Below are 13,038 nucleotides of genomic sequence, written 5' to 3' on the forward strand. Positions count from 1 at the left end.
GAAAAATCTGAAACAAGAGATAATAGTTTAGCGCGATGACGCAAAGTCACGATGGGGTGAGGCCGGGGTGAGCCCGCAGGCTTGCCGTACACATCACCGTGAAAAACAAGAGGCCGCCGGAAGAGTTTTCCGGCGGCCTTCAGGAATGGCGTTGAAAGCCTATCAGGCGGCGAGGTCGCGCAGAACGGTCTGCAGGATGCCGCCATTGTTGACGTAGACGACCTCGTCCAGCGTATCGATACGGCAGATGATCGGAACATCCTTCACCGTGCCGTCGCCATAGGTGACCTTGGCGATCTTGCGCTCGCGCGGCTTGATGTCAGCCAGGCCTTCGATGGTGACGAGCTCGTCGCCCTTCAGCTCGAGGCTTGCCCAGGTGGTGCCGTCTTCGAAGACGAAGGGGATGACGCCCATGCCGACCAGGTTCGAGCGGTGAATACGCTCGAAGGACTGGGCGATCACGGCGCGTACGCCGAGCAGGTTCGTGCCCTTGGCAGCCCAGTCGCGCGACGAGCCGTTGCCGTATTCGACACCTGCGAAGATGACGAGCGGAACGCCCTCGGCCTTGTACTGCATGGCCGCATCGTAGATCGACGTCTCTTCCTTGGACGGGTAGTGGATGGTGTAGCCACCTTCCTTGCCGTTCGGGCCGAGCATGTGGTTGCGGATGCGGATATTGGCAAACGTGCCGCGCATCATGACTTCATGATTGCCGCGACGCGTGCCGTACTGGTTGAAGTCGGCAACACCAACGCCATGACCGATGAGGTAGGAACCGGCCGGCGAGGCAGCCTTGATCGAACCGGCCGGGGAAATGTGGTCGGTGGTGATCTTGTCGCCGAAGAGACCGAGAACGCGCGCGCCCTTGATGTCGGAAACGCCGGCGCCCTTCTTGCCCATGCCCACGAAGTAAGGCGGGTTCTGAACGTAGGTCGAATTGTCGTCCCAGGCATAGGTCTGGCCCGGAGGAACCTGCACGGCCTGCCAGTTGGCATCGCCCTTGAAGACGTCGGCATACTTGCTCTCGTAGAGCTCGCGCGTGACGTACTTCTGGATGAATTCCTGAACCTCATGCGACGTCGGCCAGATGTCCTTCAGATAGACCGGCTTGCCGTTCTGATCTTCGCCGATCGGCTCCTTCGTCAGGTCGAGCTGCACAGAACCTGCGAGCGCGTAAGCGACGACCAGCGGCGGCGAAGCGAGGTAGTTAGCCTGGACGTCGGGCGAAATACGGCCTTCGAAGTTGCGGTTGCCGGAGAGAACGCCCGACACGATCAGACCCTTGTCGTTGATCGTCTTGGAGATCGGCGCCGGCAGCGGGCCGGAGTTGCCGATGCAGGTGGTGCAGCCGAAACCGACCAGGTTGAAGCCGAGCTTGTCTAGGTCGGCCTGCAGGCCGGACTTGGCGAGATATTCGCCAACGACTTGGCTTCCCGGTGCCAGCGACGTCTTGACCCACGGCTTGGTCTTCAGGCCCTTGGCAACGGCGTTGCGAGCGAGAAGGCCGGCAGCGATCAGCACCGATGGGTTGGACGTGTTGGTGCAGGAGGTGATGGCAGCGATCGCCACGTCGCCATGGCCGATATCGAAGTCCGTGCCTTCGACCGCATAGCGGTTGGAGAGCTGGCCGGGCTTCTTGTATTCGGTGTCCATCGAGCCTGCGAAACCGGACGCGATGTTTTCGAGCGCGATACGGCCTTCCGGACGCTTCGGGCCGGCCATCGACGGCACGACGTCGTTGAGGTCGAGTTCCAGCGTGTCGGTGAAGACGAGGTCGGAACCGTCATTGTCGCGCCACATGCCCTGAGCCTTCGAATAGGCTTCGACCAGTGCGATGCGGTCCTTGGTGCGGCCGGACATGTTGAGGTAGTTCAGCGTTTCCTTGTCGACCGGGAAGAAGCCGCAGGTCGCGCCGTATTCCGGACCCATGTTGCCGATGGTAGCGCGGTCGGCGAGCGGCATGTTGTCGAGGCCGGGGCCGAAGAATTCGACGAACTTGGAAACAACGCCCTTCTTGCGCAGCATCTGCACGACGGTCAGAACGAGGTCGGTCGCGGTGACGCCTTCCTTGAGCTTGCCGGTCAGCTTGAAGCCGATGACTTCAGGCAGCAGCATGGAAACTGGCTGGCCGAGCATGGCAGCTTCAGCTTCGATACCGCCGACACCCCAGCCGAGAACGCCAAGGCCGTTGATCATCGTCGTGTGCGAATCGGTGCCGACGCAGGTGTCGGGATAGGCGATCGTTTCGCCGTCTTCTTCCTTCGTCCAGACGGTCTGGCCGAGGTATTCGAGGTTCACCTGGTGACAGATGCCGGTGCCGGGAGGAACGACGCGGAAGTTCTTGAATGCCTGCTGGCCCCACTTCAGGAAGCGGTAGCGCTCGCCGTTGCGCTGGTATTCCAGCTCGACGTTCTTGGCAAAAGCCTGCGGCGTGCCGAATTCGTCGACGATGACCGAGTGGTCAATGACGAGGTCGACGGGAACGAGCGGGTTGATCTTTTCCGGATCGCCACCGAGCGAAACCATCGCGTCGCGCATGGCAGCAAGGTCGACAACGGCCGGAACGCCGGTGAAGTCCTGCATCAGCACGCGCGCCGGGCGATAGGCGATTTCGTTCTCGACGGTGCCCTTGTTGGTCAGCCATTCGGCGACTGCAAGGATATGCTCCTTGGTGACCGACTGCCCGTCTTCAAAACGCAGCAGGTTTTCCAGAAGCACCTTCATGGAATAAGGCAGCTTGGAAACGCCCGGAAGACCGTTGGCTTCAGCCTTGGGAAGGCTGAAATACACATAGTCTTTCCCGCCCACGGTCAGCGTGGAACGACAACTAAAACTGTCAAGAGATTTAGACACGAGATACCCCGTTTCTGATAGCCAACACAGTCGTGCGAACGCCTATGCACTTTATGCACATCAGGATGCGGGTACGGCCATTTCCGCTGTCCGCACGTAAGGTAAAACCTTAAGTTCGGCGCAAGGATGGAATTCACGCCGACCGCTGGCGTGGTTGCAGGTCTTATAGATAATTTCGTAAAGAGTTGCCAGAGTGACAAAGCGCAAATTTGGACAATTTTTTGCGCGCTGCAGCAACGAAAACGGGGAAAGCCGGAGCGAATGCATCTAAGCGCTGAAAATCTGGCGGCGAGGCGGGGCGAAGACCTGATTTTCTCGAACGTTTCCTTTGACTTGGATGGTGGCGATGCCCTCATCCTGACCGGCCGCAACGGCTCGGGAAAATCGACGCTTTTGCGCGTTGTGGCAGGCCTTCTCAGGCAGGAGAAAGGCAGCATCACATTCACCGGAAATGACGGCGAACCGGGCCAGCCCGCGGGCGAGGCCAGCCACTATCTCGGTCACCGCAACGCGATGAAATCCGAGCTGACGGTCGCCGAAAATCTGACCTTCTGGAAAACCTTTTTCGGCGACATGGCGGATGGCTTCAGCCTCGATGTCGATGAAGCCGTTGACGCCGTCGGGCTCGCCAGCATCACGCATCTGCCCTTCGGCTACCTCTCCGCCGGCCAGCAGCGGCGAATCGCTTTTGCCAAACTTCTGGTCGGCTACCGCCCGATCTGGATCCTCGACGAACCGACGGCAGCTCTCGACAGCTCGGCCGACCAGCTCTTCGCCGATCTCATTACCGCCCATCAGAAGACCGGCGGCATCGTTCTTGCTGCAACGCACCAGCCACTGGGTCTGAAGAATGTGCAGGAAATGCAGATGACGGGGTTTGCCGGGGTGAGTGAGGGGGTGTGGGGATGAGTTGGATATTTTTGCCTACGCCGCACCTTCGACACCCCACTCTGTCCCTTTGGGACATCTCCCCCACAAGGGGGGAGATTATTGGGAGTTTGCCGTGCCGGCTTGCGAAGCCAGCGGATACTGCTTCTAGAGATTCAATGTTGGTTCGGGGCATGTACGCGCTACAAGTCACCAATCTCCCCCCTTGTGGGGGAGATGTCGCGACAGCGACAGAGGGGGGTATCCGGCCTATCCCTCAGTATGAAAGAGTCTCCCCATGACCGCCCTCTTCCTACGCGACCTCAGACTTTCGGTGCGCGCCGGCGGCGGGGCGCTGATCGGTATCCTCTTCTTCCTCACCGTCGTCGCCGTCATCCCCTTCGGCGTCGGGCCTGATCTGAAGCTCCTCTCGCGCATCGGCCCGGCCATCGTCTGGATCGGCGCGCTGCTTGCGAGCCTCCTTGGCCTCGACCGGCTCTTTCAAGCAGAACGCGATGACGGCTCGCTCGATCTGCTGGTCATACAGGAAACGCCACTGGTGCTGACAGTCTTTATTAAATGCGCGGCGCATTGGGTGGCGACCGGCCTGCCCCTCGTCATCGCCTCGCCGCTGCTTGGCCTCTTTATGAATATGAACGAGACCGCGATCGGCGCGACAGCGCTGACCCTGCTCGTCGGTTCGCCCGCGATTACCCTTATCGGTGCGGTGGGTGCCGCCGTTGCCGTGGCGCTGCCGCGCGGCGGGCTGCTGGTCTCCATTCTCGTGCTGCCGCTGACCATCCCTGTACTGATCTTCGGCGTCAGCGCCATCTATGCCGCCGTCGAAGGGCCGCAGCCCTTTCTGCCGCCGTTCCTGATCCTGATCGCGCTTACCCTGTTCTTCGCAGTCCTCGGGCCGACCGCTGCCGCCCTTGCCTTGCGGAACACGACTGATTGATTGCGATGAAATACTGTTTCGTCCATCTGAGGCAATACGGTCGATTGCCGGAAAAGCCATATCGGGTTAAACAAGCCGCATGAGCGATATCAGCCCTGCGATCAGCCGATTTTCCGACCTCGCCAACCCCACGCGGTTTCTGGCTTTTTCGGCGCGTGTCATTCCCTGGCTGGCTGTTATCTCGGCCATACTTTTCGCGATCGGTCTCTACCTGTCCTTCTCCACTGAGGGGGACTACCAGCAGGGTGACACCGTCCGCATCATGTATATTCACGTTCCGGCCGCCTGGCTGTCGATGATGTGCTACACGATCATGAGCATGTCGGCGATCGGCACGCTGGTCTGGCGTCATCCGCTCGCCGATGTCGCCGGCAAGACGGCCGCCCCGCTTGGCGCCGCCTTTACGCTGATCGCACTGGTGACGGGCTCGCTCTGGGGCAAGCCGATGTGGGGCACTTATTGGGTCTGGGATGCACGGCTGACTTCGGTTTTCATTCTCTTCCTGATGTATCTCGGCCTGATCGCACTCAACCGCGCCATGGACGACCCGTCGAAGGCGGCCCGCGTCGCCTCGATCCTGACGCTGGTCGGCTTCATCAATATCCCGATCATCAAGTTCTCCGTCGACTGGTGGAACACGCTGCATCAGTCGGAAAGCATCATGCGCATGGATGGCCCGGCCATCGACGCCGAATTCCTCTGGCCGCTCTTCATCATGGCGCTGGCCTTCACACTGCTGTTCTTCACGCTGCACCTGATGGCGATCCGCAACGAGATCTGGCGGCGCCGCATCGCCGCGCAACGCCGCATCGCCGCACGCATGGCGAGCCGGGAGGCATAGCATGTCGCATCCCTTCTACGTCTTCGGCTCTTACGGCTTTGCGGCTTTCATGATCCTCGCCATCATCGCATGGACATGGATCGACGGGCGCTTGCGCCGTCGTGAACTGGCAGCGCTGGAAGCCTCCGGCATCCGCCGCCGGTCGAAGCGTGCGCCCGAAGGCGATGCGAAATGACTGCCGATACCGACAACAAGGATCAGCCGAAATCCGGCAGCACGGCACGTTATTTATTGGCGCTCATTCCGCTCATCGTCTTTGGCTGCATTGCCATCGCGGTCGGCAAGGTCATGTACGATCAGGAAGTCCACGGCACCGACATATCGGCCATTCCCTCGGCCCTGATCGGCACCAAGGCGCCGAAGCTGGCTTTGGCGCCCCTCGACGGCTCCAGGCTTCCGGCCCTCACCGATGACGCGATCAAGGGCAAACTGACGCTCGTCAACGTCTTCGCCTCCTGGTGCATTCCCTGCCGCGAAGAGCATCCGGTGCTGAAGGAACTCGCCAAGAGCGGCCAGCTCAACATCGTGGCGATCAATTACAAGGATACCAGCGAAAACGCGCTCCGTTTCCTCGGCGAGTTGGGCAATCCTTACAATGCCATCGGCATCGACCCCAACGGCTCCGCCGCCATCGACTGGGGCGTCTACGGCATTCCGGAATCCTATCTCGTCTCGCCCGACGGCACGATCCTTTACAAGCAGGTCGGCCCCTTCACGCCGACGAGCTTGAAGGAAGGGCTCTATCCGGCGATCGCCAAAGCAACCGGCAAATCCTGACTATTCAGCTTAAAGCGCACCCTGCCATGTCTTGACCGCCTCTACCGGCCAGACCAGCATCAGCACGTTCAGCGTCAGGTTATCGCGGATCAGATAGCCGGTAAGGAGCTCGAAGAAAATGGCGATGACGACCGTCACCAGGACCGGTGCGCGCCAGGCAAACAGGAATCCGACCACCATGAACACGGCATCCATCGACGAATTGAGGATGCTGTCGCCGACATAATCGAGCGAGATCGTCGCCGCACGGTAGCGGTTGATGATGATCGGCGAGTTTTCCAGGATCTCCCACCCGGATTCGATCAGCATAGCCACGAAGAGCCGCATCGACAGTGGCTTGCGACGCATGATTAGATGCGTGAGCCCGAAGAAGAGGAAGCCGTGGATGATGTGCGACGGCGTGTACCAGTCGGCGATGTGCTGCGAATTGCCGCTCGACTTTACCACCGGTTCGAAGAGTTTGACGTAGCCGCAGGTGCAGATCGGCACACGGCCCATCATATATTCGGTGACGATCTGAACGAGCAGAACGACGGCGCAGGCGATCAGCCAGAAGCTCTGCTGCTGATAACGGCTTTGGGAGTCGGCGGTTGCGCTCATTTCCCCGCTTCCGCCGGCGGCTCGACCGTGTGCTTCATGATGAGCGGCATCTGCGCCAGCGTGAAGAGAATGGTGATCGGCATCGTTCCCCAAACCTTGAAATTGACCCAGAGATCGTCTGCGGCTTGCGTATTGGGGAGGTAATACCAGTTCGAGCCGCGCCAGACGACTTCATTCAGCGCAGCCAGAACGAAGAAGAAAATGCCCCAGCGCAGTGTCAGCTTGCGCCAGCCTTCGGCATCCAGCTGGAAGGCGGCATTAAAGACATGACCAAGCAGCGATTTTCCAAAGAAGAGTCCGCCAAGAAGGACGCCACCCAGCAGCGCGTTGATGATCGTGGGCTTCATCTTGAAGAAAGTTTCGTTCTGCAGGTAGATGCCAAGCGCCCCGAATACGACGACGACAATGCCGGAAACGAACGGCATCAGCGGCAGATGACCGAGAATGAGTTTCGAGACGACAAGTGAGATGACCGTTGCCGCCATGAATAATCCGGAAGCGATGAAAAGAGGGCCGCCAAGCAGTGCCAATTGCGGAAAATGCTGTCCAAGCCACTCCCCACGCAGATTGCCGAAGTAGAACACCAGCAGAGGTCCGAGTTCCAGCACCAGCTTCAGCATCGGATGGTGCTTGTCGGCTGCACTTGGGGTCAGTTCATTGTCGCTGGTGGTCATCGAAGCACTTTCGCTATCGTCGAATTTGTTCTTGTCGTTCATTGAGCGCTTCCGGCGCCGGTCCCGGCGATGGCATTGGCAAAATCCTCGGCCTCGAATGGCTCCAGATCGTCTACACCCTCGCCGACGCCGATGAAATAGACCGGTAGCTTGTGCTTGGCCGAGATGGCGACGAGAATGCCGCCGCGCGCCGTGCCGTCGAGTTTCGTCATGATCAGCCCGTTGACGCCGGCGACGTTGCGGAAGATTTCCACCTGGTTCAAGGCGTTCTGGCCCGTCGTCGCATCGAGCGTCTGCAACACGGTATGCGGCGCATCCGGATCGAGCTTGCCGAGCACGCGCACGATCTTCTCAAGCTCGGCCATCAGCTCCGCCTTGTTCTGCAGCCGGCCGGCGGTATCGATGATGAGCACGTCGCTCTTGTTGGCCTTGGCCTGCTGGAAAGCGTCGAAGGCAAGGCCGGCTGCATCCGCACCGAGCTTGGTGCCGATGAATTCCGACTTCGTGCGCTCGGCCCAGATCTTCAATTGCTCGATGGCGGCCGCGCGGAACGTATCGCCGGCAGCAACCATGACCTTCAGCCCGGCGCCGGAAAGCTTCGCCGCCAACTTGCCGATCGTCGTCGTCTTGCCGGTGCCATTGACGCCGACCACAAGGATGACATGCGGCTTGTGGCTGAGATCGAGCTGCAAGGGCTTCGCGACCGGCTTCAGCACCTTGGCGATTTCCTGCGCCATGATGCGGCCGACATCCTCGCTCGTCACATCCTTGCCATAGCGCTCGGATGCCAGCGTATCAGTGACGCGCATCGCCGTCTCGACGCCGAGATCGGCCTGGATCAACAGATCCTCCAGATCCTGCAGCGTCTGATCGTCGAGCTTGCGCTTGGTGAAGAGTGCGGCGATCTGGCCGGTCAGCTGTGACGAGGTGCGCGCAAGCCCGGCACGCAGGCGCTGGAACCAGGTAAGTTTCTGCTTCGGAGCTTCCGGAGCCGGCGCTGGAGCCGAGGCAGCAGTCGAAAAGCCCCTGGGGAGGATGGGGGCTGCGGTTGGGGTGTCGATAGCCTCGGAGGTTAGTTCGGCGGCCGTTGAAGTTTCCGAGCTTGCCGATGCTTCGTCACCCCCCTCTGTCCTGTCGGACATCTCCCCCACAAGGGGGGAGATCGGTTCGATGGGGTGCTCTTCCGAAACTACACTAGCTTCAGTATCGGCGCGCTGCTCCGGTTCGATCGCCTGAAGCTCTTCATGCTGATCTTTCGACTCGGATTCCAGGAAATGGGGAGCCTCGGCGGCCTCAATCTCTTCTGCGCCGGAAGCATCCGCCTGGCTTTCGGCCTGATGCTCTTGCTCAACCGGCGCGGCATCCTCCAGCTGATCTCCCCCCTCGTGGGGGAGATGTCCCGAAGGGACAGAGGGGGGCGATGCAGGCTCGGCAAGTTCAGAAGCCGGCGAAATATTTACAACAGGGGCTTCAGGCGCCGGAACAGGTTCGACGACACCAGGCGTAACTACCTCCGCAGGCGCCTGCTCCTCGGCCGGCTTTTCACGGCCGAAGGTGAAAACTTTTTTGATGAAACCGAGCGCCATGAAGTGTCCGTTGAAGCATTAGGCCGCGTCGGCGGCCAGAAGTTGCATGTCGAGGTGCTTGCCATTGTGGCCGGTGATTGCGACCTGCACAAGGTCGCGGGGGCGAAGGCCGGGGGCGGCGGCAAGCGTGAAGTTTTCCGTATGCGCCAACCCGCCATTCTCCACAAGCAGCCATTGCCGCGTGCCGACCATCTTGTCGAGATGGGCCTGGTGCAATCTTTGCCCGGCCTCGCGCAGACGGGCGGCGCGTTCCTTGATCAGGCCGCGATCGAGCTGCGGCATGCGGGCGGCGGGCGTGCCGGGGCGCGGGCTATACGGGAACACATGCAGATGCGCGATACCAGCCTCTTGAGCCAGACCGACGGCGTTTGCAAACATCTCTTCCGTCTCCGTCGGAAAGCCGGCGATCATGTCTGCGCCAAAACTCGTCTCGGGGCGCAGGCGCCGCACATCTTCTATGAAGCCGATCGCGTCAGCGCGCGAGTGCCGCCGCTTCATGCGCTTCAGTATCATATCGTCGCCATGCTGCAGCGAGAGATGCAGATGCGGCATGAAGCGCGGCTCGTCGGCGACGAGATCCATCAAATGCTGATCGGCCTCGATGCTGTCGATCGAGGACAGCCGCAACCGGCGGATCTCCGGGATCTGCTTCAGCAGCGTCTTGGCAAGCAGGCCAAGCGTCGGCGTTCCCGGCAAATCCGCACCGTAGCTCGTGGCATCGACGCCGGTCAGCACGATTTCGCGATAACCGCTCTCGACCAGATGACGGGCCTGATCGACGACAGCGCCCATCGGCACCGAACGCGAATTGCCTCGGCCATAGGGAATGATACAGAAGGTGCAGCGATGGTCGCAGCCGTTCTGTACCTGAATGAAAGCGCGCACATGGCCATCGATATGGCGGATCATCTGCGGTGCGGTCGCCCGCACACTCATGATGTCGTTGACCCGCAGCTTCTCTTCCGCCGAAACGCCGAAATCCGGCAGGGAGCGGTAGGAAGCGCTCTTCAGCTTTTCTTCATTGCCGAGCACAGCATCCACTTCGGCCATTTCGGCAAAGGTCTGCTTTTCCGTCTGCGCGGCGCAGCCGGTGACGATGATGCGGGCATGCGGATTGTCGCGGCGTGCCCGGCGGATCGCCTGGCGCGCCTGGCGGACGGCCTCACCCGTTACGGCGCAGGTATTCACCAGGATAGCGTTGTTGAGCCCGGCTTTCTCCGCCTCGGCCCTCATCACTTCGGATTCATAGGTATTGAGACGACAGCCGAAGGTAATGACCTCGACCCCGCTCACCGCGCCTGAGCCCCATGCTCCGGATCGCGCGCGAAGCGGCCCGTCACCGGATCGACCATGCCGGACCATTCCCATTCGGCAGGTCCCGTCATGACGACATGGTCGTTGCTCTCAAGCCACTCGATGGTGAGCTTGCCGGGCGCCGGTGCGGAAGCAACTTCGATCGTCACCTTACGGCCTGTACGGCCGGTGCGAGCGGCGCTGACGGCAGCGGCGCAGGCGGCCGAGCCGCAGGCAAGCGTCAGGCCGGCGCCGCGTTCCCATGTGCGGGTGCGCAGCGATGATGGCGATAGCACTTGCGCCAGCGTGATATTGGCGCGCTCGGGAAACATCGGATGATTTTCGAGCAGCGGACCGAAACGATCGAGATCGAATGACATCGGGTCCTTGTCCACCCAGAAGATCGCATGCGGATTGCCCATCGACGCCGCCGAAGGCGAATGAAGAATGGGATTGTCGATCGGGCCGATCTGCAGCTCGATGCGGCTGGTATCGGCAAATTCTTCGGCCAGCGGGATCTTGTCCCAGGCAAAGACGGGCGTACCCATATCGACCGAAATCGTGCCGTCTTCATGCTCCCTGGCATTGAGAATGCCCGCAACGGTCTGGAAGGTGAAGACCTTCTTGCCCGTCTCGGAGGCGAGCGCCTGGACGACGCATCGCGTGCCGTTGCCACAAGCCTGAGCCTTGGTACCGTCGCAGTTGACGATATCGATCCAGGCATCGGTGCCCTGCAGCTTCGGATCATGGATCGCCATGATCTGGTCGAACTGCGTGGACGGATCGGCATTGAGCGCAATTGCCGCCTCAGCCGTCACCATATCCTTGCGGCCGCGCATGTCGACGACCAGGATCTTGTTGCCAAGCCCGTTCATCCTTGCGAATTCGACCGTATCACTCATGGGACCATTCCTGTTGTTGAGCTGTATATGGCGGAAACGCAGGGGAATTACCAGTGGGATGATGGTCTCTCGACTTCGCGCGGAAAGCGGTTGCTGGGGTATCGGCATGGGTGCGACGATCCGGGCGCCACAATTGACTATCGCGACATGAAACGCCGCGCCGTCCGGCACGAAGACCCGACAGCGCTGGGATTTCACCTGTTTGGTCAGTTACCGTGCGGCAGCTACGGTGCGCTCGTCTCTGGACACTACCTTGACCGGAAACACCCAGTCATAAGCGATGTTGAAGACGAAGGCGTAGACCAGATAGTAGGTCACGACAGCGATATCCATCAGAAGCGCCGCGACGAGCGTGATCTGGAGATACCAGGCGATGAACGGGATCAGGATGACCACGAGACCGGCTTCGAACAGCACGGCATGGACGATCCGGATACTGATGGTCTTCTGGACCTTGCCGCGCAACCGCATCAGCGCGCGGTCGAAGCCGAGATTATAGATGAAGTTCCACAGCGTCGCGACGGTCGCCCCGACCACGCCGATGATACCCATGTGAGCGATGGGCTGATTGAAGACGATTGCCGCAAGCGGCGTGAATGTGGCCAAGCCAATAAGTTCAAACAGGACGGCGTGGCGAACACGATCTCCGAAACTGCGCATTTTTCAAGTTCCTACCTTTGTTATCGGCCGCCGTTCTATCAGATAGATTGGGGCAACAAAGTTAGTAACTATCTGGAATTCTGATAGATGAGCGTGTCTCTCGAGCAGCTGGAAGCCTTTGTGGCATCCGCCGAAAACGGATCTTTCTCGGCCGCGGCGCGCCGGCTTCGAAAGGCGCAGTCCGCCGTCAGCCTGCTGATATCGTCGCTGGAGGACGACCTGGGCATCAAGCTGTTCAGCCGTGCGACCCGAAACCCAACCCTCACCGAAGCCGGAACGAGGCTGCTTCCGGAAGCCAAACTGCTGCTGGACCGCCGCGAACATCTGATCGGCGTTGCCAGGAGCTTTGACGAACACATCGAGACGCGTCTGGTCGTCGCAATCGACGAGTTCTATCCCGAGCCTGCGATCGGAAGCCTCTTCGCCGATTTCGCCGAGCGGTTTCCCCATGTGGAGCTGGAGTTGCTCTCTCCCCACTCGCAGGCCATAACCGGAATGATTCTCGACGGTGAGGCGGATATCGGCGTGATGTGGCGAGAGGAACAGCTGCCACCTGAGCTGGATTTCATCACCATCGGCTGGGTTCCGCTCGTCATGGTCTGCGGCCGCGATCATCCACTGGCGGAAAGCCCTGTCAGCTGGGAGGATCTGAAGCGCCACCGCCAGATCATGGTCACGAAACGGCGTGACATCGCAAGACGACATCAGGTCAGGGTCGCCGCCGAAGTCTGGTGGGTCGAGAGCCATTGGGTCATTCTTCAAATCTTACGGCAAGGCATCGGCTGGGCACTCATTCCAGCCCATATTCTGGCAAACTCACAGCTGGCGCTCGAACTTGCCACGCCTCAGCTTCGCTTCGACAGCGGCGCGCATCCGGTCGCGCTTGAGCTCGTCTGGCACAAGCAGCGACCGGCTGGTCCGGCAGCAAAATGGCTGAGGGAGCATTTCACCGCAAACGGCGGCAGGCATGGAATATTGGAAGCCAGCACCAGCCAGCGATAAATACTGGGGGTGGTGGCGGCACTCG

The 13,038-nt window shown here is 60.5% G+C and carries 13 protein-coding genes; 6 read left to right on the forward strand and 7 right to left on the reverse strand.

Annotation, left to right across the window (positions count from 1 at the left end; translation table 11 throughout):
• Window positions 1-162: 162 nt before the first annotated feature.
• Complete coding sequence (gene acnA / locus HGP17_RS20425; RefSeq protein WP_168812283.1) at window positions 163-2,853, reverse strand: aconitate hydratase AcnA; 2,691 nt, start codon at window positions 2,851-2,853, stop codon at window positions 163-165.
• 261 nt (window positions 2,854-3,114) lie between these two features.
• On the opposite strand from acnA, the gene ccmA reads away from it, so the two are divergent.
• The 5 genes from ccmA to HGP17_RS20450 all read left to right on the forward strand — a co-directional run bounded on the left by ccmA (window position 3,115) and on the right by HGP17_RS20450 (window position 6,296).
• Window positions 3,115-3,762: a heme ABC exporter ATP-binding protein CcmA gene (gene ccmA / locus HGP17_RS20430; RefSeq protein WP_168812284.1), complete on the forward strand. Its 648-nt coding sequence runs from the start codon at window positions 3,115-3,117 to the stop codon at window positions 3,760-3,762.
• Between the two features lie 256 nt (window positions 3,763-4,018).
• Window positions 4,019-4,678, forward strand: coding sequence for a heme exporter protein CcmB (ccmB, locus tag HGP17_RS20435; RefSeq protein ID WP_168812285.1), 660 nt, complete (start codon window positions 4,019-4,021; stop codon window positions 4,676-4,678).
• Between the two features lie 79 nt (window positions 4,679-4,757).
• Window positions 4,758-5,519 carry a heme ABC transporter permease gene (locus HGP17_RS20440; RefSeq protein WP_168812286.1) on the forward strand — a complete coding sequence of 254 codons (762 nt, stop codon included), beginning with the start codon at window positions 4,758-4,760 and terminating at the stop codon, window positions 5,517-5,519.
• 1 nt (window position 5,520) lies between these two features.
• Window positions 5,521-5,694, forward strand: coding sequence for a heme exporter protein CcmD (ccmD, locus tag HGP17_RS20445; RefSeq protein WP_168812287.1), 174 nt, complete (start codon window positions 5,521-5,523; stop codon window positions 5,692-5,694).
• Entirely contained in the window at window positions 5,691-6,296 is a 606-nt protein-coding gene (locus tag HGP17_RS20450; RefSeq protein ID WP_168812288.1) for a DsbE family thiol:disulfide interchange protein, read from the forward strand. Before ccmD ends, HGP17_RS20450 begins: the two co-directional genes overlap by 4 nt.
• 9 nt (window positions 6,297-6,305) lie before the next feature.
• On the opposite strand, the gene HGP17_RS20455 is transcribed toward HGP17_RS20450, so the two are convergent.
• The 6 genes from HGP17_RS20455 to HGP17_RS20480 form a co-directional block, all read right to left on the reverse strand.
• Window positions 6,306-6,896, reverse strand: coding sequence for a DUF2585 domain-containing protein (locus tag HGP17_RS20455; protein ID WP_168812289.1), 591 nt, complete (start codon window positions 6,894-6,896; stop codon window positions 6,306-6,308).
• Window positions 6,893-7,612 (reverse strand): septation protein A, encoded by a 720-nt coding sequence (locus HGP17_RS20460; RefSeq protein WP_168812290.1) that lies wholly within the window; start codon window positions 7,610-7,612, stop codon window positions 6,893-6,895. Before HGP17_RS20460 ends, HGP17_RS20455 begins: the two co-directional genes overlap by 4 nt.
• Window positions 7,609-9,156 (reverse strand): signal recognition particle-docking protein FtsY, encoded by a 1,548-nt coding sequence (ftsY, locus tag HGP17_RS20465; RefSeq protein ID WP_168812291.1) that lies wholly within the window; start codon window positions 9,154-9,156, stop codon window positions 7,609-7,611. Before ftsY ends, HGP17_RS20460 begins: the two co-directional genes overlap by 4 nt.
• 18 nt (window positions 9,157-9,174) lie before the next feature.
• Complete coding sequence (gene mtaB / locus HGP17_RS20470; RefSeq protein WP_168812292.1) at window positions 9,175-10,449, reverse strand: tRNA (N(6)-L-threonylcarbamoyladenosine(37)-C(2))-methylthiotransferase MtaB; 1,275 nt, start codon at window positions 10,447-10,449, stop codon at window positions 9,175-9,177.
• On the reverse strand, window positions 10,446-11,351 hold the full coding sequence (dapF, locus tag HGP17_RS20475) for a diaminopimelate epimerase (protein WP_168812293.1): 906 nt from the start codon (window positions 11,349-11,351) through the stop codon (window positions 10,446-10,448). The genes mtaB and dapF overlap by 4 nt, the downstream gene beginning before the upstream one ends.
• Before the next feature lie 210 nt (window positions 11,352-11,561).
• Complete coding sequence (locus HGP17_RS20480) at window positions 11,562-12,011, reverse strand: PACE efflux transporter (protein ID WP_168812294.1); 450 nt, start codon at window positions 12,009-12,011, stop codon at window positions 11,562-11,564.
• An 87-nt stretch (window positions 12,012-12,098) separates the two neighbouring features.
• Between HGP17_RS20480 and HGP17_RS20485 the strand changes: the two genes are divergently transcribed.
• Complete coding sequence (locus tag HGP17_RS20485; RefSeq protein ID WP_168812295.1) at window positions 12,099-13,013, forward strand: LysR family transcriptional regulator; 915 nt, start codon at window positions 12,099-12,101, stop codon at window positions 13,011-13,013.
• Window positions 13,014-13,038 lie beyond the last annotated feature (25 nt).

This window comes from Rhizobium sp. P38BS-XIX (assembly GCF_012641435.1).
Classification (GTDB): domain Bacteria; phylum Pseudomonadota; class Alphaproteobacteria; order Rhizobiales; family Rhizobiaceae; genus Rhizobium.